Source organism: Agrobacterium sp. H141 (assembly GCF_057158725.1).
Genome location: NZ_CM169893.1, coordinates 2,622,381 through 2,644,594, shown reverse-complemented (window position 1 = coordinate 2,644,594; position 22,214 = coordinate 2,622,381). Strand labels below are relative to the sequence as shown.

The following is a 22,214-nucleotide window of genomic DNA, read 5'->3' as shown; positions in this document are numbered from 1 at the left end:
ACGGGACAGCATTGATATGGATGAAGACTGGATCTCGATCACGGAAGCCGCGACGCGCCTGACGGCTGCTGGTGACCGTGTCGACCGCTCGACCCTGTCGCGTTACCTCAAACAACACGCCGAGGCATTGCCACTCAAACCCGACGGCAAATCCAACCTCGTCGACTTCGTAGCACTCTCAGCCCACCGGGCTGAAAACATCCGCATCCGGACGGTTCAGAACGCGGCACCTGAGACCGTCCTTTCGAGATCCGAGCCAACGGCTCCGGGAAAACGTTTCCCCGGAACGCAATCCGATGGCGCTGCCCGCAAGGCGCAGGCCGATGCCGAGCTTCGCGAAATGGATCTGGCGGTTCGCCGCAAAGAGCTGACGCCACTTGCCGAGGTTGACCAGGCGGGACGCGATGCGGTGGCAATGATGCAATCGGCATTCGAGCGGGCGATCGAGGCCGAGGCCCAGACGCTGTCGCTCAAATATGGCTGGGATGAGCGGATCACGCGCCTGGCGCTGAAGAATTTTGCCAAGGCTGGCCTTGCCGTGTTCAACCGACAGATCCTCGAAAAGCTCGATGCCATGGCCAGACGCAAGGATGCCGGCGAAGACGTCTTCGCACTTGAAGGCGCGGCACAGTCGCTGCAATGACGGCTAACGATATCCGGGCGCGGTTTCCGGAACTGCCCCATGGGGCGGTGTCGCTCTATCGGGGGATGGCGGCTGCCAGTCGCGCGACCGAGGATCTGACGATCAGCGAGCATGCGGACCGTTACCGCGAGGTCTCGCCGGAATCCGGATCGCCCTGGCCGGGTCCGTTTCGAACGGACCGCGTGCCTTATCTGCGCGAGCCGCAGGACTGCCTGCATCCGGATCATCCGGCAAGACGGGTGACGGCCAGATGGGCAGCACAGCTCGGCAAGTCGACGGCGATCGAGAACTGGTTCTGCTTTATCGTCGACCAGTCACCGGGATCGATGATGATCGTGCTGCCAACGCTCGAGGAGGCGACCAAGTTTAACCGGGTGAAGCTGCAGCCGACGATCGAGGCATCGAAGCGTATTGCCCATAAGGTGCTGCCGGTCAGCAGCCGCGATGAGCAGGGCAGTACGACCTCTTTCAAGCGCTATGCCGGCGGCTTTTGCCAGATCGTCAATGCCGGCTCATCCAAGGGCCTGCAGATGGTGTCGATCAAGTATCTGGCCATGGATGAGGTGACGGGCTATCCGAAGGATGTCGATGGACGCGGCAGCCCACGCGACCAGGCACGGGCGCGCCAGAAGATGTATGGCGATCTGGCCAAGGAATGGCAGGGCTCGACGCCGGGTGTCTCCGGTGAATGTGCGATTACCGAAGACTTCGATCTGGGCGATCAGCGCTATTTTTATCTGCCATGCCCGCATTGCGATATCTACCAGGCACTCGGCTTTGACATGATGCGCGGGGCAGAGCCTGAGCGGGATTTGCCGGTGCATATGCGCTGCCTTTCTTGCGATGGCGTCATGCTCGATGGCCACAAGCGGGAGATGACCGAGCGCGGCCACTGGATTGCCAGACGCGTGCCCGAGGGGGCAGAGCCCGTGCCCCTGATGATCCCGTCGACCGAGATCGAGGAGTGGATCTGCTTGCCTTGCGAGGGACGTTGCCGGGACTGGCAACCGAGCTATCATCTGTGGGCTGCCTATGCGCCGCGCGAGAAGTGGTCAGAAATCTGGGCTCGCTTTGAAGTGGCACAAGGTGATGTCACCAAGATGCGCACCTTCTACCAGCAGGATCTGGCAGAGCCCTATGATCCGGGCGGTGCTGCGGTCGAATGGGAAAAGATCGTCGATGCGGCACGCGACGCCATGCTGCCATCGCGCATCATTCCGTCCTGGGCAGCCCTGGTGGTGTCTGCCGCCGACGTCCAGGGCTATGGCATCAAGTGGGTGGTCTATGCCATCGGCGCGCGTGATCAGCTGCAGCTGATTGACCGGGAGGTGTTTGAGGGCGCGCCTGACCAGTCGGACGAGCCATGGATCAAGCTCTCGGATGCGCAAGGCAGAACCTATCCGATCGAGAATGGATCGCGGGAAAAGGGTATCGATCTGAGTGGTGTTGATTCCGGTTGGGCAACCGACCGCGTTTATCGTTACTGCGCCGGGCGTCCCAATGTCTACGCGCTGGATGGCCGCGAGCCGATCGGTCTTCCCTGGCTTGGAACGCCGTCGAAGAAAGACATCAAGGATCACAAGAAGCGGATCGTGGCGAAGGTCCTGCTTTATCCGGTCGGGCTTTACGATGTGAAAACCGCCGTCACCGCTGCCATGGCCAATCTGGTGCAGGGCCGGGCGGAAAGCGGACAGTGGCCGCGCAACACCGTGCACTTCGGATCGGACCTTTGCGATCCGGACTTTGCCAAGGAATTGACGGCAGAGCGTCTGATCGATGCCGATGAAGAGGCCCGCTCCAGTGTCAGCCGCCGGGCGCGCCGCATGATCAGGCCAAAGGCTGGCCGGCAGTGGAAGAAGATCGTCGGTCGCATGAACGACTGGTTCGATGCCACGGTCTATGCCTTTGCCTTGTCCTGGCATTTGCAAAACAAGCGTCGTCTCACGCTCGATCGCTGGGCCGATCTGGTTCGTGAGCTCCATGGGGAAGACCAGGAGCCCAAGGACCTGTTTGAAGCGGCCGATCAGAACCCGTTCGTAAAGCCGAAGCCTGAACCTGCGACCGACGGTCCGGCAAAACCTAGACCCTCAAGACCCAAGTGGAAATCCTATCAGTGATCAATGGTGTCAAAAGCTGGTTTCGTGGAGCGGAAAAGCCCGCATCATCAGGGGCGCCCAAGGCCTCCATGCGCTATCTGCGCGGGGATCGCTCGGGCATCTTGAACATGCGTCGGGCGATCACGCGCGATGCCAAGCTTGATGTGCGGGAAGCTGCCGGTCGGGCGTCTGCCCTTGCGATCGACTTTCTGCAGAACTCCGGCTGGATCTCAGGGGCTGCCGACCAGATTGTGGCCGATACGATCGGGACCGAGCTGAAACTCAATGCCCGTCCGGATCTGGCAGGGCTTGGCTATTCCGACAAGGAGCGGTCCGAGTGGTGCCGCTTCGTGGAAGGCGAATGGCGGCGCTGGGCGTGGAACCCGGCAGAATGCGATATGGCGGCCAAGATGACCGTGCCGGAAATGCTGGATGCCGTGGTCAGGACCTATCTCGCCTATGGCGAGGCCTTTGGCGTGATCGACTTCCTCAAAGTACACGAACGACAGCGCTATGGTCTGACCACCGGCACAAAAGTGTACCTGGTCGCCCCGCATCGATTGCCACGCACGACGCGGGAACATGAGGGCCTCGATCAGGGCATCTTCCATGATGCGCGCGACAGGGCGCTTGTCTACCGGTTTCGAAGCCGGGAAGGCGGTATAGAGGTCGACCGGGATCTGAAGGCAAAGGATGTGATCCATGTGATGGATCGCGGCCTCAATCCGGGAAGTCCGAGGGGCATCTCGGTGATTGCGCCGGCGCTGAAGGTCTTGGCGCAATATGACCAGCTTGCCGATGCCACCTTGGCGACTGCACTGATGCAGACGATCTTTGCTGCGACCATCAAAAGCCCGGAGCCCAGCGAAGAGGCCTTCCAGGCGATCCAGACGCTGGCAGACAGCGAACCGCCGGAAGGATTTGAAGGCGACTGGAAGGCCCATGTCGGTGGTATTGCCTCTGATCTGGTCGATGTCTGGGGGATGCGCATCGATGCACTGAAGGACAAGGGCATCTCGATGTCGGATCCGGCGCGCATCAATCATTTGGGCCCCGGCGAAGAGTTCGAGATGCACACGGCGGCCACGCCCGGCTCGCAATATATTCCGTTCTCGCAAAACCTGCAGCGGGAGCTTGCACGGTGTCTCGGCATCACCTTTGAGAGCCTGTCGATGGATCATTCGGGCGCCTCCTATTCGACGGTGCGCATGTCGACCTCGACCATGTGGCCGATCACGACCAGGCGGCGCGAACGGATCGCCGCTCCATTCGCACAAGCCCTTTATGAGCACTGGCTGGATGAGGGCATTGGCGAGGGCCGCATACCCTTCAAGGGCGGGTATGATGCCTATGTCGCCAATAAACAGAAAGTGGTCTGGGCAGAATGGCGCGGACCGGAACGACCGACGGCTGATCCTTACAAGGATGCGCTAGCCGAAAAGGTCCAGCTCGAGACAGGATCCACCACCTTGCAGCGGATCTATGCGGCCAAGGGCCTGGACTGGGAAGAAGAGCTCGATCAGGCCGGCCGCGAGATTGCTGCCTGCGAGGCCGTCAACATGGCGGTACCGCACGGGCGAAGCCGCGGCGGATCGGGCGGACCATTAGGTGCTGCCGCCGAAGGCGGGCGAGATCCGGCAAAGGATGATGTCGATGGCTGATGATCCAACAACTGATCCAATCACTGATCCCCAAAGTGACCCCTTGGCCGTCGACTGGTGTGCCCGGGCGGTCATGCTGCGCAAGGTCGAGGAAGCCTTGCTGACGGGCGAAATGATCACCGAGGCGCGCTTCGGTGAGGACATGGCACGCTATGCCAATGCGAAGCTCGACGATGTGAAGCGGGCGCTCGATGAGGCAATCCGCAATTGCCAGCGCTTACGCGGCGAGACGCCCAGGCGCACACGATATGCAATCTCGGGCCGAATGCGGCCCTACTGAGGACATCTGACATGGCAGCGATACTTGAGGGCAACCGGCTCACTTTGACCGGTGATGTCGGCGATTTTGGCTGGGGTGAATTCTTCACCCATAGCGATGTGGTTGTGGCGTTGGCCAAGGTCGAGGACGACAGCGATCTGGATGTGATGATCAATTCCGGCGGTGGCATTGCCACCGAAGGGGCTGCGATCTTCGCACTTTTGGGACGTCGTGCCGGCGCAACGAATATCATCGTCGACGGGATTGCCGCCTCTGCCGCAAGCCTGATCGCGATGGCCGGCGACACCATCACCATGTCCATCGGCTCCACCATGATGGTGCATGATCCAAGCGGTGTGACGGTTGGCAATTCTGCCGATCATAGCCGGACCATTGATGGTCTGGAGGCCTTGGCCACGGCCTTTGCCCGCGCCTATGCGGCAAAGACGGGCAAGTCCGTCGAGGCCTGCCGCGAGATCATGAAAAAAGAGCGCTGGTTTACCGCTGAAGAGGCAGTCGAAGAAGGCTTTGCCGATGTCGTCGGTGAGCAGAAGGCAAAGGCGGTCGCAGCCTTTGCCTATGACAAGGCCTATGCCCATGCGCCGAAAAAACTCGTGGCCCTGGCGAAGGCCAGACACTGGCACCAGCCGAGCGTCAATCCAAGGGCCACCGCATCCACCACGCACCCATCCACCCCACACGCATCCACCACACAACCCAGCCAACAAGAGGAAGATCCCATGACTGACAAGGAACGGGCAGACCAGCTCGCCGCTGAACTGGAGGCTTTGAAAGCCCAGATGAAAACCCATGCCGAGGCGCATGTGACGGCATCTCAGCAAAAGGAGCTCGAGGAGCTCCGGGCGGAGAAGAAGGCGCGCGAGACCGCCGATGCCATCATGGCGCTGGACGAGGCCAAGGGCCGGGAAGACCAGGCAAGAGCGCTGGCGAGCGCCGGCGTCTCTGTCGAGAACGCAAAGATGATCATGGCTGCCTCCTACAAGCCGACGGACGCCGATCTCTACGAGGAGCGCCGTTTGAACGGTGAGGGTCTGGGCTCGTTCAGGGGTCTTAAGCAACCGACCGCCAAGGGCGACAAGACGGTGCTGAGTGCGGCGGTCGCGCGCAGCAACAAGCGGCGCTAACAGGAGGAAACGACATGGCAATTCTGACAGAAGACCGGTTCGCAGGCGCTGCCCACTACATCGTGTCGGAGGCGAGTGGTTATCGCTCGCGCGAACAGGTCGTCATTGAAGGCGGCTCTGGCGTCCTCAAAGCCGGGACTGTGCTGGGTAAGGTGACGGCGTCTGGCAAATACGCGCCCTATGATCCGACGCTTGAGACCGGCGTCGAGGTGGCAAGCGCGATCCTTTACGAGGGCTGCGATGCCACTAGTGCCGATCAGCGCCGCACGGTCACGGCACGCGATACCGAGATCCAGGCGCAGGTCCTGCACTGGGGCGCATCCGTTACCACCGATCAACTGAAGACCGACGCCCTGACCCATCTGGCAGGCGCCGGCATTATTGCCCGCTAAGGAGGCTTGTCCCATGGCACTTTTAACTGATGTTTTTACCGGCAATGGCTGGGGCGTCGTCGACTTCCAGGAGGAGGTTGTCGAGCGGACGGAATATCGTCCGCAGCTCTTAGGGTCTCTGGGGATCTTCGAGCCGATCTATTCGCGTTCGCGCACCATCGCCATTGCCGATCGCGACCGCACTTTGACGCTGATCCCGACCTCGGAAATGGGTGCGCCGCCTGAAGAGCTGATCCCGGAAGGGGCAAGGGTTCGTCCGTTCAACACGGCCCGCCTTGCCAAGGGATCGACCATTTATGCAGCGCAGCTTGCCGGTGTGACGGCACTTCCCTTCGATGTGCAGACGCGTGAGGTGAGCCAAGAGCTTGCCGATCGCACGGCACAGATCATGGATGATCTGGAGCTCACCTGGGAGCATATGCGCTTTGGCGCCATCCAGGGCAAGGTTCTCGATGCCGATGGCTCGACGCTGATTGACTGGTTTGGCGAGTGGGGGATTGCAGCGCCGGCCGAAATCAACTTTGCCCTGACGACCGAGGCGACGGATGTGCGCAAGAAATGCCGCGATGTGAAGCGGGCCATGCAGGTCGCTGCCAAGGGCATCTGGACACCATCGACGCGTGTCGGTGCGCTGGTTGGCGATACCTTCTTCGACCTGCTGGTCAATCACAAGCAGATCAAGGAAACCAAGCTTGGCACCGAGCGGGTGACCAGCCTTGAGAATATCGAGGGCTTCTCGACGATCGAGATCGAAGGCATCACCTTTATCAACTATCGCGGCACGGATGATGGATCGACGATTGCGATCGAGACCGACAGGGCGAAGTTCTTTCCGATCAATGCGCGTGGTGCCTTCAAGGTCGGCTTCTCGCCGGCCAACGAGTTCAAGCCTTATTTGAACCAGCGTGCGCGCGAGTTCTACGGCTTGATGCTGGCGGATACGTCCGGCCGGGATGCCTGGGACCGTGTCGAGATCTACAGCTATCCGCTGTTTATCTGCACCCGCCCTGAAATGTTGCAGACGGGGAAGGCTGCGTGATGGGCGATATGATCACGATATCAGGCTTTTATGATGGCCGGTTTTACAAGGCCGGCCAGCGGAAAGGCGTTGTCCCGGATGATGCCGGGATAGCGGATCTGGCGAGCATGACCAAGGATGAGTTGCTGGCCCTTGCCGAAACACGCGGCCTTCAGGTGAGATCCTCCGATACCAAGGCCGAGATCATCGAGGCTTTGGAAGGGGCGGCCTGACCATGCCGGTCAAGTCGCGCTCTCATTCTGTGCGGGATCGGGTAATGGCGTCGGTTGATCGGACCTTTGCCGAACCGGTCAGGCTTCTTCCCCTTGAACATGGAGAGGTCGATCCTGACCGTAAGTCCGCCAACTTCAACGCTGTGCTTCGCACAGGTGAGGGCGCTCAGTCGCGTCTGTCCGGTGGAAGAGGAGAGCGGTATCTCACGAAACTCGCCGCAGGCAAAGTAGAACTATTCATCGATAAAATAGCATATGATCATATTGTCGTCCGTAACGGCGATATGATCGTTGCCACCGCGCGCAAGGGAGAGCCGATGTTCGAGGTTTTGCGTGTCGATGATCGCGGCGAAACCCGTCTTGTTCTGGAACTGGGAGAAGCCTGATGTCGCTTGCACGCATTGCCCTTCGCATCGCGGCTGTCGAAGCCATCAAGGGTAAGACCTGGGTAGGCGACAATGTTCTCGATAGCCCCAATGGTGCGCTTGATATCCAGGTGGACGGACGCTTGCGCACCGAGCAGGAAAAACCCTTCATCTCGGTCTATACCGACTATTCGAAGAACGAGGATGTACGGGGTCGAAGCCTCACGGAAACCGGGACTTGCGACCTGGTGATCGAGATCGGCGTGTCGACGGCGATGCTGGAGAAAGATCGCCAGACCGGCCAGACGCGGTTGGTGGGCATCGATATCCCGGCTTCCGATCGCAACCGCGAATTCTTCCTCGATATCGTCCAGCGTCAGATCTTTGATGCGCTTAATGATCCGGGGAGTGAATGGTCGGACATCTATCGCGGCCTGCACCGGGATTTGCTCAAGGTCGAGTTTGCAGGGGCGCGCAGCACCGATGATGGCCAGCGGCTGACGGGGCATCAGATCCGGCTGACGGTCGATCTCGTCAATGATCCGGTCAAGGGCGTGGTGCTCAAACCGCAAAGCCCGTTTCGCCGGTTTCTGGATGCCATCGAGGAGACGGGTGATGCTGTCTATGGGCGTCAGGCACAAACGATGCGCGGCGTTATCGAGGGCGCAGGCCTGTCGATCGACACGGATATCCAGCGTTATGGGCTGACGCGCGATGAGGCAGAGGCCTTGCAGATGGCAGCCCCTGACGGCGTTGCGGAGGACACTGACATCGCCGGGGTGGTGAGCACCTATCCGGATGCATCGCCATGATCCCGCGGCGTGGCGATGAACAGATCGCGCAATTATTCTACCGGATTGCCGAACTGGAACGGCGGGCGCGCAATCGCAAGCGCACCGGCGTGATTGATGAGGTCGGGACCGGCGACAATGCCGGCAAATACCGGGTGAAACTCTCAAGGCAGAATGGCAGGCCGTATCTGACCGGCTGGCTGAAGGCCAGAAGCCTTGCCGCCGGCAGCGTAAAGATCGACGTGCTGCGAAGCGAAGGCGAGCAGGTCGATGTGATCTCCGAAAATGGCGATCTGACCGACGCTGTCATTGATCTCTCGACCTATAGCGCGAGCCACCCGCGCGAGAATGCCGACACGCCCTTCCATATCAAGATCGGCGACACGTTGATTGCGGTGAGTGGCGAGGGCGTGACCATTACCGGTAATGTCCGGATCAAAGGCGATCTCGATGTGGATGGTGGCGCTGTTCGCAATGACGGGACCGCGATCGACAAGACCCACAAGCATGGCGGCGTGATGCCGGGCGGTGCGCTCACCGGCACGCCAAGTTCATAGGCCTCAAAGGCCAACCTCAGGAGACAGATATGGCGAATTACAAGGTCAGGACGGCCTGCGAAGTGCTGGGCATTTGGCGGGAAGAGGACGCGGTGATCGAAGCGGATCCGCGTCAGGTGCGCGAGCTCGTCGCACCATTCGGTAACGTTCTGGAGCGGCAGGAGGATAAGGACAATGGCAAGGCCAGCCGGCGTGAGCGCACAAGACGGGAAACGCCTGACGGACTGGGAGCACGTCCAGCAGTCGATCGGCAAGATCCTGACGACCAGGCTTAACACCCGGGTGATGCGGCGCGACTTCGGGTCAAAACTTCCGGATCTGATCGACCAGGCCATGACCCAGAAAACCATTTTACAGGTCTATTCGGCAGCAGCAGAAGCGATCGACAAGTGGGAGCCGCGTTTCCGCATGCTGATGGGGGCCGTCAATACGGCCGATGCGACGGGCAAGATCCAGATCGATCTTTACGGCACTTACTTTCCGCGCGGGCATCTGGGCGATTATTCCGTGGCCGAGACGCGCGACACGACAGTGATTTTTGCGGGGCAAAACTGATGGTCGAACTTGCATCTTTGCCAGCACCACAGGTGATCGAGGAGATCGACTTCGAGGTGATTGTGGCCCGTCAAAAGGCGACCTTTGCCTCGCTCTGGTCTGCGGTGCGATCCGGCAATCCGGCACTCAATTTGCCGGATTACGATGTCGCCATGCTGGAAAGCGATCCGGCGATCCTGATTATCGAGGAGGAAAGCTACCGCGAAATTTTATTGCGGGCGCGCATCAACGAGGCAGCGCGCGCCAATCTGCTGGCTTTTGCGGTCGGCAATGATCTCGACCATCTGGCAGGCTTCTACGATGTGTTCCGCATGGCGGGTGAGACCGATGCGCGCCTCAAACAACGCGTCATCCTGGAAATACAGGGACGCTCGTCTGGTGGACCGGCCGCGCGCTACAAGGCGGTGGCAATGGCCGCGGACCTGAGGGTGGACAGCGTGGAAGTCTATCGCAATGGCCGAAGCCCCGTGGTGCATGTGGCGATCTATTCGACAGCGCCTGGAGGTGTTGCCTCCGACGAGCTGCTCTCGATTGTCGAGACCGCGCTGAAACAAGACACCGTTCAGCTGGTCAATGACACGATCGAGGTCGCGTCGGCGGTGCGCAGGGTTGTCAATCTGGCAGCCGATATCTGGCTCTTGCCGGATGCGGATGATGCGACGGTCACACGGGCAGCGGCTGCTCTTCGCGATGCCTGGGCAAGTGAACAAAGCCTTGGCCGTGATCTGACACTGAGCTGGTGGACGTCGAAGCTGATGATATCAGGCACTGCCAAGGTGGAGCCGACAGCCCCCATGACGGACATCGAGGCATTGCCGACGGAGGCGCTTGCCATTGGCGATCTCATCTTGACCCTTCGCGGGAGGATCTATTGACCTCGCTTTTGCCGGCAAGCTCCGGTTCATTCGAGCGGGTGATCGAAGAGAGTTTGGGCAAGCGTTGGGCGGATATCGGCTCTGCCATTGCGGCGATCAGCACGGCCAAGCTGGTCACACGTCCACCCTCTTATCTGCCCTTCCTGGTCTATGAGTTCGGCCTCGGACAACTGACGCCCTATGTGCCCAATGTCTATAACCTGCTGGATGAGGGGATCCGCTGGCAGCGTATGCGCGGCACCTATGCGGGGGTCGCCAAAGCCTTGTCCTTCATGGAATTGTCCGGCTCGGTTCAGGCTGCCTGGCAGGGGCGTGAATGGTGGAATTCCGCGCAAGTCACCTTCGATAGATTGCCGGCAAGCGATGACCCGCTTCTGGGACGGGTGGAAGGAATACTGAAACTCTCGCTGCCGACCCGGTCCGACTTTCGCCGTGGCGTGCATGTCTATGATGCAGAGGCGCTGGAAGCGGATGGGTCGATGCTCGACTACACATTGCTCGAGCATGAAAGCGGCATCCGCCTTCAGGATGACGGCGCTCTCTGGTCCTTCGGTCGCGTCACCGAAATCGAGCATGTGCTGACAGAAGCCGAAGGACTTGCGAGCGGCAACTGGATCGAGCCGCCGGACACCGATGGGCTCAAATGGTCCGAGATGATTTATCCCTGGATCGATGCGACATTCCCCTGGGCGGATAACCCGGCGGCACAACGGCGCGCGCTGATGGCAAGCTGGTTTAACGGCAAGCAGCTTTACGCCACGCTTCGGGGTGAGCGTGGTGCCATCATCGGCCATCGCCTGTGTCGTGCTGTTCGTCCCGTCAACAGCATGGTGGGCGGTGTCTATTCCTTTGGGGCTGTCACCTACCAGCCGGTGGCTGGTGGCAGGCTCGTTTATGTCGAGGCGCTCACGGATTTTGACGACTGCGATGATGTCACAACCGCCTCGGTCGAATTGACGGTCGGTGGTCTCGTTGCTCCCGGCATTCCTCAGGGACGGTCATGGCTTGGTCCCGATGATCTTGATGGTGGCGCGGCGATTGCGCTCAGCCACCCAACTCTCCCGCTCAGGCGCACGTTGCGCGAGCAGTTCAAATTCCTGCTGAGATTCTAAGTGAGGTTCTGATGGCCTATGAGCACGAAAGCGGGCTTTTGAACGCCTATGACCGGGCAGCACAGCGTCCGGACATGCAAGGCGTTGTCCATTACGGCGAGCGCCGGTTTATTCAAGGCGCTGAGCTTAATGAAGCCCAGACCATCCAGCGCGATCGTATCCGCCGCGTGGGCCGGCTGATTGCAAGCGACGGCGACCGCATTGAACGCGGCGATGCACTGGTCGATCAGGAGGCCGGCGCAATCACGATCGAGGCCGGCCGTGTTTATGCCGATGGTGATGTCTGGGACATTCCAGCCGCGATATTGAGCGACGTGCCGATGGCAGGCCGGACCGAGATCGGCATTCGCCTGGTGACCAGCTTTGTGACCGACGAAGAGGACCCTTGGCTGAAAGGCCTGGTGGCAGGATCGCTTGCCGAAGGCGAGCCGGGCGCTGCGCGGGAAATCCGCTCCGCCACATGGTCATGGGCCGGCGACGGCAAGCCCGGCACCTTCTTTGCGTCTTATCTGCTGCATGACGGCGTGATCCTTGATCAGGACGGCCCGAATATCCTGGCACCCGCCCTTCAGGCGATCCGCCAATATGACATTCCAAACGGCAATTACATCGTCTCCGGCTGCAAGGTGACGGCATTGGGTGCCGATGGTGGTGCCCAGCGTTTTACCATCTCGGAAGGCGAGGCCAATATCAGCGGCTACAAGCGCACACGCTATGCCGCCCTTCGCCATGCAGAGCCCGAACTCTGGGACGAAGCGGCGATCCCCGGCGAAACGCATACATATATGAATGGAGAGAGCTTCACCTTTGCGGTGGCAAAGCCGCCGATCAGTTCGGTCGGCACGATTTTGCTGACAAAGGAAGTCGCCGAAAACGTCACGCGCGGCGCGCTGGTTCATGGCGCCGATGGCCTCACCAATAACAGCGTGGTCGAGATCGTGTCTGTGGTGCAGGGCGGCGTCAGTTTCGTGGAAGGGGCTGACTTCAACCGCATCAACAACACCATCGACTGGGCGCTGGCAGGAGAAGAACCTGCAGGCGGTTCGACCTATCAGGTCACCTATCGGTATCGCGCCTCTGTGGTGGCTGATGCAGTCAGCCTGACTAAGATTACCGTGTCGGGTGGTGCCGAGGGCGGCGATATCATTATTGCCTATACGCAGCGTCTTCCACGCATCGATCGGCTGTGCCTGGCTGAAGACGGCTCGCCGCTTTACCTGAAAGGTCTGTCTGCGGCCAAGCCGGTTGCCCCGATCGTGCCGACCACGGCGCTTAGGCTGGCAACGATCACCAATAGCTGGGATGCCGATCCCGTCGTTGAGAATGACGGCACGCCGTCGCTCAGCTGGGATCAGCTCTGGCCTTATCTGCACCGGATCGTCGATCTCGATCGGCTGACGCAGCTTGAGCGCCTCAAATCCGGCATCGATGCGCGTGAGCCGGTGGCCAAGAAGGGCATGTTTGTCGATCCGTTGATCGATGACAGTTATCGCGACGCCGGCATCGAGCAGACGGGATCTGTCAGCGACGGCATGCTGACGCTGTCGATCGCGCCGACCTTCCATGCGCTTCCACTCTCACAGCCTGTGACGCTGGACTGGGTGGAGGAGGTGATCACCTCGCAGCCCCTGAAAACCGCCTGTGAGCTGATCAATCCTTATGCCAATTTTACTCCGCTTCCAGCCTCCATGGTGCTCGATCCGCCGGTCGACTTCTGGACGGTCAGCCGCACGCAGTGGCTGTCTGCGCAAACGACAGAGTTCAATCGCGGTGTTCGAAGCGATGGCGGTCCGCTTCAGGTGACCAGCAGCACCAATCAACTGGTCGACACCCGTGTCGAGCAGCTGGAGTTCCTGCGCGAAATCACCGTCTCCGTCTCAATCGACGGCTTTGGTGCGGGCGAGAACCTGGCTACGCTCACCTTCGACGACGTCGATGTGACGCCGGCAGGTCCTGTGACTGCCGATCCCGACGGGAAACTGGAAACCGCGTTTGCGATCCCGGCCAATATCACCGCCGGGTCCAAGATCGTGGCTGCAACGGGTGAGGGCGGTACCGAAGCAACGACGCTCTTTACCGGTCAGGGCACGATCGAGACGGATGTGATGCGGCGTGTGACGACCATTCAGCGCTGGAGCCGTCCGGTCGTGACACAGCAACGCGAGGGTAGCGATCGCCACCGCGATCCGGATCCGCAAGCGCAAGTCTTTGCCGTGCCGGACCTTCGCCAGATCGTTGGCTTCAATATCCATCTTTGCGCCATCGGAGACCGGTCCAACCATATCGTGGTCGACCAGGTGACCACCGACAATGGCTATCCAACGACGGACATCAAGGCAGAGGCCTTTGTGTCGATGGCAGGTGCTGTCGAGGGCTGGACGCCGGCGCGCTTCGGCCTGCCGCTCACCACATCGCCGGATGCCCTGCATGCCCTCGTGGTCAAGACCGACGACAAGGATCATGCGATCTCGATTGCAAAGCTCGGCGGCTTTGATGCCGAGTTGCAGCAGCGGGTGGGTGCCCATCCTTATGTGACAGGCCCACGCTTCTCCTCGGTCAATGCCGCGACCTGGACGGCGCATCAGGATGAGGCACTGGCCTTCGATGTGGTGGCCGCCTCCTATCCCGAGACGACAAAGACCATTGATCTCGGCACCCATGACCTGGTCGATTGTTCGGATCTGCAGGTGAGGGCGGCCGTCGAGCTTCCGTCCGCCGGCTGCTCGGTCGAGTTCGAGATCGAGCGGACGAACGGCACCATCTACCATTTGCAGCCGGGACAGGTGCTGCAGTTGACCGAGTTCATCACCGAGACGGTGGAACTTCGCGCCGTGTTGAAGGGCACTCAGAAACTCAGCCCCATTCTCTATGCACCGGTGCAACTGGTGGCAGGATCGATTGCGACTGAGCTCACCTATGCCACCAGGTCATTTGATCTGGGCGAGGCCGTCCGGGTGGCAAGCTACTTCAAGGCCTATCTGCCGGGCGGATCGAGTGTCGCGATGCATATCGCGATTGATGGTGGTGACTGGGTGGAATTGCCGCTCGTCGAAACCGAGGGCTTGAGCTTTCCGCTCTGGAGCGAACGCAAACACGAGTTGGTGGATCTCACCGGCAGAGCCGCACAACTGCGCATCACCGCATCAGGTGGGCCGGCATCGCGTCTGATCATCGGCGATCTCGGCGCCGGCATCTTCTAATCCCAAAACCAGAAACAAAACCAGAAACAGAACAAGAGAACGCAACAATGGCTGTGACGCTGACCGTCAATTACAACTTTCCAAAGCCCGATCCGGAGGCAAATGTCGATGAAGAATTCTTCCGTCTGCAGACGCAAACGCTGGATCTGATCGATACGGCCATCAAGGCTGCGTCAGATCTGGCCGCTGCCAAGGCCAGTGCCACCCATGGTCATGGGATCACCGACATCGCAGGCCTTGCCGACATTCTGGAACACAAGATGTCGGCCAACCGGACGTTTGCGCTGGATGATCTCACCGATGTGACCGGGGCGGCTAATGCTGCCAACGGTTATCTGCTGGCAAGGACCGCGACCGGCTGGGTGCCGCTGTCGCCGGCGGCTGTGCTCGGATCCCATCAGCATGCCATGGACGATATCGTCGGTCTGGGTGAGGCGCTGGAGAATAAGGTCGATGGTGCTGCCTTCCAGAGCCAAATGGACCAGGTCGGCGATGCCATTGCCAAATCGGTCCCCGCAGGTGCTGTCATGCCCTTCTTCCGGGCAAGTGCTCCAGGCGGATGGCTGAAAGCCAATGGTGCGGCGATCTTCAGGCTGGATTATGTCGAGCTGGATGCCGCCATCTATGTCGGCGACGGGCTGAATGCCACGGCAGACAGTGGCTATCGTTGCACGGATCCTGCCAATCCGGATGGCACAAGGGCGATTGCCGGCGATTACCTGGTCTTGCCGGATCTCCGTGCAGAAACGGTGCGCGGTCTGGATGACGGGCGTGGGATTGATGCGGGCCGTATCCTTGGCTCGTCGCAGGGCGATGCCGTCAAGGCCCATACCCATATTGTCGATCCGCCAACGGTCAATACAGGCTCCGACACCCATAACCACAAGCTCGACAAGGGCCGTTCTGGCGGATGGGGTGGACAGTATAGCGGCCCTTTCCAGAATTCCGGCGTCAACGACGATGGTGGCAATTACTACACGGACAACGACACGCACTCTCACCCGGTGAATATTCCAGCCTTCGATAGCGGTTCTACCGGTGGATCTGAAACCCGTGTCCGCAATGTCGCACTGCTCTACTGCATCAAATACTGAAGGCTGGATGCCATGGACATCTACCACTATGACCGCGACACCGGAGCTTATCTTAGACCTGGCGTCGCCGATCGTGATCCGAAGTCGCCGGCCCGGTTTATCATCCCGGCCAATGCCACGACCGTGGCACCACCCCCTGCAGAAGAGGGCAGTGTCCGCGTATTCCGGAACGGTGGCTGGGGCTATGTGCCCGTCGAAGACCCAGCCGCCGATCCAACACCAGAACCGACACCCGTCGATCTCGCAGCCTATACCGCCCATCGCCGCTGGTTTACCGAGACCTCAGGCTGCCGCTTCAACAACTGGCCCGTGAAAACCGATGCGGAAAGTCAGGCCAAGATCACGGCCGAACGTCTGGCCGTGGAGGCGGGCGTGCGGCTCGATACCGATCTCTGGAAGTTTGCCGATGGCGAATTCCGGGTGCTGACCAATGAGGAGATGACGGGGCTCTCCAACACCGTGCGCGAACATGTGCGCAACTGCTTTGCACGCGAAGGCTGGGTCCAGCTGGCGATCGCAAATGGTGACATCACCACGACGGCTGAAATCGATGAGGCCTTTGCAGATTTTAGCGCGCCCTGGCCGTCTGATCTGGATATGCAGAACTAAGTCCCTACATCCTTGAAGAGGAATCGGTTTGGAATGACGTGTCGTCTTTGAGACGGATGCAGATGAGGAGGGGTAGCATTTGAGACGTTATCTGTACGGCTTTCAGATTATACCGGGCTGCGACAACGCCTTGGGCTTTGCGACGACTCTGGAAGAGGCTGTGAAGCAGGTCGAGGAATTGAGACTGGACCTGGTGGTGGATGATCCACAGCACGAGGTCCAAGCATCGGCGATCTATGAGATCAGCGTCAATGAGATCACCCCTGAACATCTGGTGTCTGTGCTCAATAAACGTATGTCTTTGGCGAAGATCGTGCTGGGAGACCGTAAACTTGTCCAGGTGATTGGCGCAACGATGTAAGGCTTGGAGCATGCTGTTTGATCGGTTGATCCGGTCGTTTCGCCTGTCTGCCGCAAAGGCCATGTGAGTCTTCTAATTGAATTGCCGCTAATTCAACTTAAAGTTAAATGTTCAGGGAATTTTAACCTTGATCATCTATGCTGTACATCTCATCTTCCTTGCTCAAGGTGGACGTCATTGTTCTGCGCAGTCCATGAGGAAAATGAACGGAATGCGCCCGTGAATTATGCGCAGCAAAGACAACCCGCCAGCACCCCAACTGGCGGGTTTTTCTATTTTAAGAAGAGATATGTCGGATCTGTTGTGGCCAACTTGTCCGGCAATGTGAGCACCTCTTGTATTAGATGTTTCTGTAAATATATTGGGTGAGCGGTACATGCATTACCTCGCAAGTTCCATGAATTCGATAAAGGTTTGCGATCGGTGAAGTACCGCATTGTCGACGGACAATGATTGTGTGTCGTCAAGCGAACCCGCCAGTACCCCAACTGGCGGGTTTTTCTTTGTCTAATGAGCAGTGGCCGCCTTTGCGGCCAGCGTTCAACCGTCAGACAGGGAGACAAGTCGATGGCAGACCTTTCGTATCATCATGGCGTCAAGTACGGGGAGAGCGCCGATACGCCGTCGCTTGTGCGCACGCAGAAGTTTGGCGTGGCCTTCATCAATGGCACGGCAGACGGCGCCAATGCCGCAAGCTTTCCATTGGGCCTCACGCTGGTGACCTCGCTCACCCAGGCAGCACACCTTGGCGAAGAGGGCACGCTTCTGGATGATGTGACCACTTTCTTTGGCGAGGGCGGCTCCTATGCCATCGTCAACCGCGTTGCCCATGACGATGATGCCGATCAGCTGGCCTTGAACCTGATCGGCGATCCCGTGGCACGCACCGGCCTTTATGCAGCACTGACGGCCAAGGCAAAGCTTGGCATCAAGCCGCGCATTCTGGTCACCGCCGGCAATACCGGATCGTGGATCGAGAATGGTCTTGTGTCGGTGTCTCTGTCATCCAGCGGCGCAAAGCTCACCGAAGCGCCAACCGTGTCGTTTACCGGTGGTGGCGAGGATGCAGGCAAGATCCTGCCGACCGCGATTGCCGTTCTGGGTGAGGGCGCCAATGACGGCAAGGTGGTCGAGGTGATCGTCACCAGTGCCGGCGAGAACATGACCGAAGCACCGGCGGTCGTCTTCGAAGGTGGTGGCGATGATGGTGCCAAGGTGTTGCCGGTCGCGACCGCCAATATCGGCGATGTCGGTAATGCCTATATCTCGGCGTTGAAGACAATCCTGCCGCAGATCCGAGCCCGGGCCTATGTCCATGGTCCCAACACCACCAATGCCGAGGCCGTGCGCTTCCGCTCGACGCTTGGCGATCGCATCCTGGTCATCGATCCCAAGGGCATCAAGAATGTGTCGGGCGTGCCCGTGATCGTTCCATCGGCTCCGGTCTTTGCCGGCGTGCGTGCCCGTGTCGTGGCCTCGAGCGAGGGCGTATCCGGGTCTGTCTCGAACAAGGAAATCCGCACGCTGGACGGCGTTGCCCGCACGATCGAATATCCGGGCGATAGCAACTATCTGAACGAACACCAGATCGCCACGATCATCAATGAGGGTGGCATGCTGCGCACCTGGGGTTCGCGCCTGGCAGCATCAGATCCGCTGTGGCAATTCGACAGTGTCCGCGCCACCGCCGACATGATCGCCGAGTCCCTTGAAGAGACTTACTTCCAGTGGGTGGATCGCAAGCTGACGGCTGCCAACCTCAAAATGATGGTCGAAGACGGCAATGCCGCGCTTCGCGTCTATGCCCTCAATGACGACATTCTGGGCGGCCGCGTCTGGCTGTCGGATCTGAATGTTCCGACACTCAATGCCCAGGGCAAGGTGTTCCTGAATGTTGAGTTCGAGCCGGTGGTGCCGATGGAGCAGATCAACATCACCGCCTATCGCAACATCCTCTACTTCCAGCTGCTGCTGGATAAGGTGCGTGGCGCCATCGACAACGGCCCGCTGACATTAGCTGCCTGATCGGCTGGCGGCCTCAACAATCCTCCCGACATCTGACTTAACTCCACTGGAGAAACCCCATGGCAAAGACCCTGCCGTCCTTCATCCTGCGCGATTGCATGTTGTTCATCGATCGCGAAAACAAGCTTGGCCAGATTGGCGATATCACGCCACCTGTGCCCGAACAGAAGCGCGATGCCATGCGCAATGCCGGCATGATCAAGCCGCGCCAGGTCCATATGGGCTACGAAGCGCTGGAATTCTCCTTCAAGATGCCGGGCTTTGATCCGCAGGTATTGAAACTGTTCGGCATCCGTCCGGGCGTGGAAACACCCTTCATGATCACCGGTGCGCTCGTCGACGAAGATGGCGAGGTGCATTCGGCCGTGATGTCCATTCGCGGCAAGGTCTACAAGCCCAGTGCCGGCACATGGAAGGGCGGAGACATGGCCGAGAACGACTACGCCGTCGACGTCAATTACTACAAGCTCGAGATCGATGGCGAGCCGATCTACGAGGTCGACGACTTCGACTTCAAGGTGGGTGGCGTGTCGCAATATGCCGATATCCGCACGGCGCTGCTGCTCTGATCGCCATTCTTTCCCTGAACACATTGGAGCTCTATCCATGACCACGAAAACCGTGACCCTCAACAGTGCCATTGACCAGGATGGCACTTCGATCAAGTCGCTCACCTTCCGCGAAGCCAATGTTGGCGACCTGATGATGGCGGGCCGTTTTGAAGACGAGATCTCGTCCACCTGCGCAACCCTTGCTGCCATGTGCGACGTGCCGCTTCCAGCCTTCAAGCAGGTGACTGCCCGTGACCTGAAACGCATCATGAGCCAAGTGGGCGCCATGATGGGAAACGAGGAGGCCACGACTGGCGCCTGATGGCCCACGTCGTGGCCCGCTTTGCCTCCACTTCGCTCGATGTGATCGAGCACTGGTGCCCTGCCAAACTGCTCTTTCATTTTGAAGGCGCCCAAGACCTGCAAAAGCTCCTGAAGGATTTGAACTGATGGCGACGTTGCAAAGCACGCTGCGCATGAGCCTGATCGATGACGTGACCGCCAAGGCCCGTCGGATCAACGCGGTGTTTGGCCAGTTCAAGCGCCAGCAGATGGCCTTTGCCAATCCACTGCGTGGGATGGTGGGGCAGGTGGTGGCCTTTGGTGGTGCCTATCTCGGTGTCACCAAGGGTTTTGATGCGACGGCCGGATCGGCCATGGCGTTTGAGGATGCCTTTGCCGATGTGAAAAAGGTGCTGAATGGTTCTGACGAGCAGCTCGGCAATATCCGCCGGCAGATCATCGGCATGTCGAAGGAACTGCCGATTGCAGCGACCGGCATTGCCGAGATCTATGCAGCGGCAGGGCAGGCCAATATCCCGATACAGGAGATCTCGAAGTTCTCGGAAATGGTGGCGAAGGTCGCAACCGCCTGGGATATCCCGGTCGCCGAGACAGGACAGGCGCTCGCCGAAATCCGCAACCAGCTGCATTTGAGCGTGAGCGAGGTCGGTCTCTTTGCCGACAGCCTCAATCATTTGTCAAACAACTCGCCGGCCAATGCGGCAAGGCTGCTTGCCTATTCCAAGCGGGTGGCAGCAACCGGCCAGATGTTCGGCTTTACCGCCCAGCAGGGTCTGGCCTTTGGCGGTGCCATGATTGCAAGCGGGGCTGAAGCGGAAGTTGCTGCAACCTCGTTCCGCAATATGGGCCGGGCGCTCACCATGGGCGATCGCGCAACCAAATCGCAAAGCCAGGCGCTCGGTCGATTGAAGCTCGATGCCGTGAAGACGGCCAAGAGCATGCAGAAGGATGCGTTGAAGACAACCATCGATGTGATTGAACGGATTCAGGAATTGCCGGAATGGGAGCGGATCTCGATTGCCGGTGCCCTGTTCGGTGATGAAGCCCGTGCCTTGATGCCGCTCATCAACAATTCCAGTGAGTTGCGCCGGCAACTGAACCTGGTGGGCAAGGAAGCCAATTATGCCGGCTCCGCCTTCCAGGAATATGTCATCCGGGCTGACACCACGTCCAATGTCCTGAAGATCCTCAAGAACAAGTTCGCCGACGTGTTCCGGGGCTTCGGCGACAGCATGCTCGGTCCCATCAAGGACATGGCGCTGGGTATTGGCGATGTCCTCGACACGCTGGACGAACGCGTCAGCATCTTCGATGAGATCCAGACCGCCATGCAGGGCTTCATGAACGGGCTCGGCATGAATGGCGGCATGCGCGAGATGATGAACGAGCTGGGCGATCTGTTCTTCGGCAAGGTCGATGGCTCAGGTGCTGCCGATCGTCTCGGGCGGATCTTCATGGAGTTCAAAAGCTGGGGTGCATCCGTTCGTGAATTGAATGCCGCCCTTCAGGACAATCCGATTGCGCAGTTCTTCGGGGATCTCGCCCCTTATGGCTTCGAGGCGCTGAAGTGGTCGATCGGGATCATGCTGGTCGCAGGCGCCGTCAGAAAACTTGCCGCGGCTCTGTTCTTCCTGTCGGGAGCCTCGACGATTGTTGGAGCACTGAAGGTGGTGAAGGGGCTTGGCGGGATCCTGGGTGCTGGTGGTGCAGCAGGGGCTGCGACGGCCGGTGCTGCTGGAAGCGGGGCAGCTGGTGCGGCCACCAAAGCGGCCGGCTCCGGTATCTTTGCTTTGATGCGCACACTGGGGGCCGGACTTGCCGGGCTATGGGCAACCGGGGCCATCATCACCGCTGGCAAAAAGAAGATCGAGAGCGATCCGGAACGCCGGGAAAAACAGAACCAGCACACACAGCAGAACCTGCAATGGCTGAAGAGCTTCTTCATCGGGGATGCTGCCGATCCGGGCTTCAGCTTCCGCAAGCATATGGGCGTTGAAACCAAGGCTGGAGCGGGTGAGGGCGGCGCATCCAATGGGACCGACAAACCGATTACCGCGGATAGTCTGCGGGCTGCCAATGCGCCTCAGGGTGTGCAGGATGTGCGGGTTACCAATCGGCAGCCGCCGGAGGTGAGGGTCACCAATCACTTCGTGATCAATGAGGCGTCCAGTGCTGAGGCTGTCGCCGATCAGGTGATGAGCAGAATCGGGGGCTCGACCAAGTCAGCGGTGGAGGCGAGTTATAGCGATTAGGGGGAGGTGCGACAAACTCATTGACAGCCACACCGCTAGTGACATCTACCCCGACAAATGTTTTAACGATGTGCATCTGTGGTTGACGATTTCAAAACGCATTCGAGTGTCCGGACG

The 22,214-nt window shown here is 59.6% G+C and carries 24 protein-coding genes; all 24 read left to right on the top strand.

The annotated features are described in order from the left end of the window. Positions 1–16 precede the first annotated feature (16 nt). The 24 genes from ACWPM9_RS12090 (at position 17) to ACWPM9_RS11975 (ending at position 22,097) form a co-directional block, all read left to right on the top strand. Entirely contained in the window at positions 17–643 is a 627-nt protein-coding gene (locus ACWPM9_RS12090; protein WP_484755321.1) for a hypothetical protein, read from the top strand. Beyond that, a complete protein-coding gene (locus tag ACWPM9_RS12085; RefSeq protein ID WP_484755320.1) occupies positions 640–2,760 on the top strand; it encodes a terminase gpA endonuclease subunit in 2,121 nt (706 codons plus the stop codon). The genes ACWPM9_RS12090 and ACWPM9_RS12085 overlap by 4 nt, the downstream gene beginning before the upstream one ends. Beyond that, positions 2,757–4,400: a phage portal protein gene (locus ACWPM9_RS12080; RefSeq protein ID WP_484755319.1), complete on the top strand. Its 1,644-nt coding sequence runs from the start codon at positions 2,757–2,759 to the stop codon at positions 4,398–4,400. Before ACWPM9_RS12085 ends, ACWPM9_RS12080 begins: the two co-directional genes overlap by 4 nt. Further along, on the top strand, positions 4,393–4,680 hold the full coding sequence (locus ACWPM9_RS12075; protein ID WP_484755318.1) for a hypothetical protein: 288 nt from the start codon (positions 4,393–4,395) through the stop codon (positions 4,678–4,680). The genes ACWPM9_RS12080 and ACWPM9_RS12075 overlap by 8 nt, the downstream gene beginning before the upstream one ends. A gap of 11 nt (positions 4,681–4,691) precedes the next feature. After that, positions 4,692–5,804, top strand: coding sequence for a head maturation protease, ClpP-related (locus tag ACWPM9_RS12070; RefSeq protein WP_484755317.1), 1,113 nt, complete (start codon positions 4,692–4,694; stop codon positions 5,802–5,804). 14 nt (positions 5,805–5,818) lie between these two features. Beyond that, the gene (locus ACWPM9_RS12065) at positions 5,819–6,196 is read left to right on the top strand and encodes a head decoration protein (RefSeq protein WP_484755316.1); all 378 of its coding nucleotides are present in this window, start codon (positions 5,819–5,821) and stop codon (positions 6,194–6,196) included. Positions 6,197–6,209: 13 nt separating this feature from the next. Continuing rightward, on the top strand, positions 6,210–7,235 hold the full coding sequence (locus ACWPM9_RS12060) for a major capsid protein (protein WP_484755315.1): 1,026 nt from the start codon (positions 6,210–6,212) through the stop codon (positions 7,233–7,235). Beyond that, the gene (locus ACWPM9_RS12055; protein ID WP_484755314.1) at positions 7,235–7,447 is read left to right on the top strand and encodes a Rho termination factor N-terminal domain-containing protein; all 213 of its coding nucleotides are present in this window, start codon (positions 7,235–7,237) and stop codon (positions 7,445–7,447) included. Before ACWPM9_RS12060 ends, ACWPM9_RS12055 begins: the two co-directional genes overlap by 1 nt. A gap of 44 nt (positions 7,448–7,491) precedes the next feature. Further along, positions 7,492–7,833: a hypothetical protein gene (locus tag ACWPM9_RS12050; protein WP_484755313.1), complete on the top strand. Its 342-nt coding sequence runs from the start codon at positions 7,492–7,494 to the stop codon at positions 7,831–7,833. Continuing rightward, positions 7,833–8,624, top strand: a complete 792-nt coding sequence (locus ACWPM9_RS12045) for a hypothetical protein (RefSeq protein WP_484755312.1) — start codon at positions 7,833–7,835, stop codon at positions 8,622–8,624. Before ACWPM9_RS12050 ends, ACWPM9_RS12045 begins: the two co-directional genes overlap by 1 nt. Next, the gene (locus tag ACWPM9_RS12040) at positions 8,621–9,160 is read left to right on the top strand and encodes a phage baseplate assembly protein V (protein WP_484755311.1); all 540 of its coding nucleotides are present in this window, start codon (positions 8,621–8,623) and stop codon (positions 9,158–9,160) included. The genes ACWPM9_RS12045 and ACWPM9_RS12040 overlap by 4 nt, the downstream gene beginning before the upstream one ends. A gap of 29 nt (positions 9,161–9,189) precedes the next feature. Then, a complete protein-coding gene (locus tag ACWPM9_RS12035; protein ID WP_484755310.1) occupies positions 9,190–9,435 on the top strand; it encodes a hypothetical protein in 246 nt (81 codons plus the stop codon). Next, the gene (locus ACWPM9_RS12030) at positions 9,353–9,715 is read left to right on the top strand and encodes a GPW/gp25 family protein (protein WP_484755309.1); all 363 of its coding nucleotides are present in this window, start codon (positions 9,353–9,355) and stop codon (positions 9,713–9,715) included. The genes ACWPM9_RS12035 and ACWPM9_RS12030 overlap by 83 nt, the downstream gene beginning before the upstream one ends. Then, a complete protein-coding gene (locus ACWPM9_RS12025) occupies positions 9,715–10,590 on the top strand; it encodes a hypothetical protein (RefSeq protein WP_484755308.1) in 876 nt (291 codons plus the stop codon). Before ACWPM9_RS12030 ends, ACWPM9_RS12025 begins: the two co-directional genes overlap by 1 nt. After that, positions 10,587–11,702, top strand: a complete 1,116-nt coding sequence (locus ACWPM9_RS12020) for a phage tail protein (protein ID WP_484755307.1) — start codon at positions 10,587–10,589, stop codon at positions 11,700–11,702. The genes ACWPM9_RS12025 and ACWPM9_RS12020 overlap by 4 nt, the downstream gene beginning before the upstream one ends. A gap of 11 nt (positions 11,703–11,713) precedes the next feature. Continuing rightward, complete coding sequence (locus ACWPM9_RS12015; RefSeq protein WP_484755306.1) at positions 11,714–14,902, top strand: DUF4815 domain-containing protein; 3,189 nt, start codon at positions 11,714–11,716, stop codon at positions 14,900–14,902. A gap of 47 nt (positions 14,903–14,949) precedes the next feature. After that, positions 14,950–15,996 carry a hypothetical protein gene (locus ACWPM9_RS12010; RefSeq protein ID WP_484755305.1) on the top strand — a complete coding sequence of 349 codons (1,047 nt, stop codon included), beginning with the start codon at positions 14,950–14,952 and terminating at the stop codon, positions 15,994–15,996. A 12-nt stretch (positions 15,997–16,008) separates the two neighbouring features. After that, positions 16,009–16,605 (top strand): DUF4376 domain-containing protein, encoded by a 597-nt coding sequence (locus ACWPM9_RS12005; protein ID WP_484755304.1) that lies wholly within the window; start codon positions 16,009–16,011, stop codon positions 16,603–16,605. A gap of 79 nt (positions 16,606–16,684) precedes the next feature. After that, positions 16,685–16,966 (top strand): hypothetical protein, encoded by a 282-nt coding sequence (locus ACWPM9_RS12000; protein WP_484755303.1) that lies wholly within the window; start codon positions 16,685–16,687, stop codon positions 16,964–16,966. A gap of 567 nt (positions 16,967–17,533) precedes the next feature. Further along, positions 17,534–18,991, top strand: a complete 1,458-nt coding sequence (locus ACWPM9_RS11995) for a phage tail sheath C-terminal domain-containing protein (RefSeq protein ID WP_484755302.1) — start codon at positions 17,534–17,536, stop codon at positions 18,989–18,991. Positions 18,992–19,050: 59 nt separating this feature from the next. Then, complete coding sequence (locus ACWPM9_RS11990; protein WP_484755301.1) at positions 19,051–19,560, top strand: phage major tail tube protein; 510 nt, start codon at positions 19,051–19,053, stop codon at positions 19,558–19,560. Between the two features lie 37 nt (positions 19,561–19,597). Beyond that, positions 19,598–19,864 carry a phage tail assembly protein gene (locus ACWPM9_RS11985; protein ID WP_484755300.1) on the top strand — a complete coding sequence of 89 codons (267 nt, stop codon included), beginning with the start codon at positions 19,598–19,600 and terminating at the stop codon, positions 19,862–19,864. Then, the gene (locus ACWPM9_RS11980; RefSeq protein ID WP_484755299.1) at positions 19,864–19,992 is read left to right on the top strand and encodes a hypothetical protein; all 129 of its coding nucleotides are present in this window, start codon (positions 19,864–19,866) and stop codon (positions 19,990–19,992) included. Before ACWPM9_RS11985 ends, ACWPM9_RS11980 begins: the two co-directional genes overlap by 1 nt. Beyond that, positions 19,992–22,097 carry a phage tail tape measure protein gene (locus tag ACWPM9_RS11975; protein ID WP_484755298.1) on the top strand — a complete coding sequence of 702 codons (2,106 nt, stop codon included), beginning with the start codon at positions 19,992–19,994 and terminating at the stop codon, positions 22,095–22,097. Before ACWPM9_RS11980 ends, ACWPM9_RS11975 begins: the two co-directional genes overlap by 1 nt. The last annotated feature ends 117 nt before the right edge of the window (positions 22,098–22,214 follow it).

Bases quoted from the DNA above. Each gene is read 5' to 3' on its own strand.
- ACWPM9_RS11995 (WP_484755302.1), top strand. From the start codon at position 17,534: ATGGCAGACCTTTCGTATCATCATGGCGTCAAGTACGGGGAGAGCGCC.
- ACWPM9_RS12060 (WP_484755315.1), top strand. From the start codon at position 6,210: ATGGCACTTTTAACTGATGTTTTTACCGGCAATGGCTGGGGCGTCGTC.
- ACWPM9_RS12005 (WP_484755304.1), top strand. From the start codon at position 16,009: ATGGACATCTACCACTATGACCGCGACACCGGAGCTTATCTTAGACCT.
- ACWPM9_RS12070 (WP_484755317.1), top strand. From the start codon at position 4,692: ATGGCAGCGATACTTGAGGGCAACCGGCTCACTTTGACCGGTGATGTC.
- ACWPM9_RS12055 (WP_484755314.1), top strand. From the start codon at position 7,235: ATGGGCGATATGATCACGATATCAGGCTTTTATGATGGCCGGTTTTAC.
- ACWPM9_RS12050 (WP_484755313.1), top strand. From the start codon at position 7,492: ATGGCGTCGGTTGATCGGACCTTTGCCGAACCGGTCAGGCTTCTTCCC.
- ACWPM9_RS12045 (WP_484755312.1), top strand. From the start codon at position 7,833: ATGTCGCTTGCACGCATTGCCCTTCGCATCGCGGCTGTCGAAGCCATC.
- ACWPM9_RS11990 (WP_484755301.1), top strand. From the start codon at position 19,051: ATGGCAAAGACCCTGCCGTCCTTCATCCTGCGCGATTGCATGTTGTTC.
- ACWPM9_RS11985 (WP_484755300.1), top strand. From the start codon at position 19,598: ATGACCACGAAAACCGTGACCCTCAACAGTGCCATTGACCAGGATGGC.
- ACWPM9_RS12075 (WP_484755318.1), top strand. From the start codon at position 4,393: ATGGCTGATGATCCAACAACTGATCCAATCACTGATCCCCAAAGTGAC.
- ACWPM9_RS12010 (WP_484755305.1), top strand. From the start codon at position 14,950: ATGGCTGTGACGCTGACCGTCAATTACAACTTTCCAAAGCCCGATCCG.
- ACWPM9_RS12085 (WP_484755320.1), top strand. From the start codon at position 640: ATGACGGCTAACGATATCCGGGCGCGGTTTCCGGAACTGCCCCATGGG.
- ACWPM9_RS11975 (WP_484755298.1), top strand. From the start codon at position 19,992: ATGGCGACGTTGCAAAGCACGCTGCGCATGAGCCTGATCGATGACGTG.
- ACWPM9_RS12015 (WP_484755306.1), top strand. From the start codon at position 11,714: ATGGCCTATGAGCACGAAAGCGGGCTTTTGAACGCCTATGACCGGGCA.
- ACWPM9_RS12090 (WP_484755321.1), top strand. From the start codon at position 17: ATGGATGAAGACTGGATCTCGATCACGGAAGCCGCGACGCGCCTGACG.
- ACWPM9_RS12035 (WP_484755310.1), top strand. From the start codon at position 9,190: ATGGCGAATTACAAGGTCAGGACGGCCTGCGAAGTGCTGGGCATTTGG.
- ACWPM9_RS12065 (WP_484755316.1), top strand. From the start codon at position 5,819: ATGGCAATTCTGACAGAAGACCGGTTCGCAGGCGCTGCCCACTACATC.
- ACWPM9_RS12040 (WP_484755311.1), top strand. From the start codon at position 8,621: ATGATCCCGCGGCGTGGCGATGAACAGATCGCGCAATTATTCTACCGG.
- ACWPM9_RS11980 (WP_484755299.1), top strand. From the start codon at position 19,864: ATGGCCCACGTCGTGGCCCGCTTTGCCTCCACTTCGCTCGATGTGATC.
- ACWPM9_RS12025 (WP_484755308.1), top strand. From the start codon at position 9,715: ATGGTCGAACTTGCATCTTTGCCAGCACCACAGGTGATCGAGGAGATC.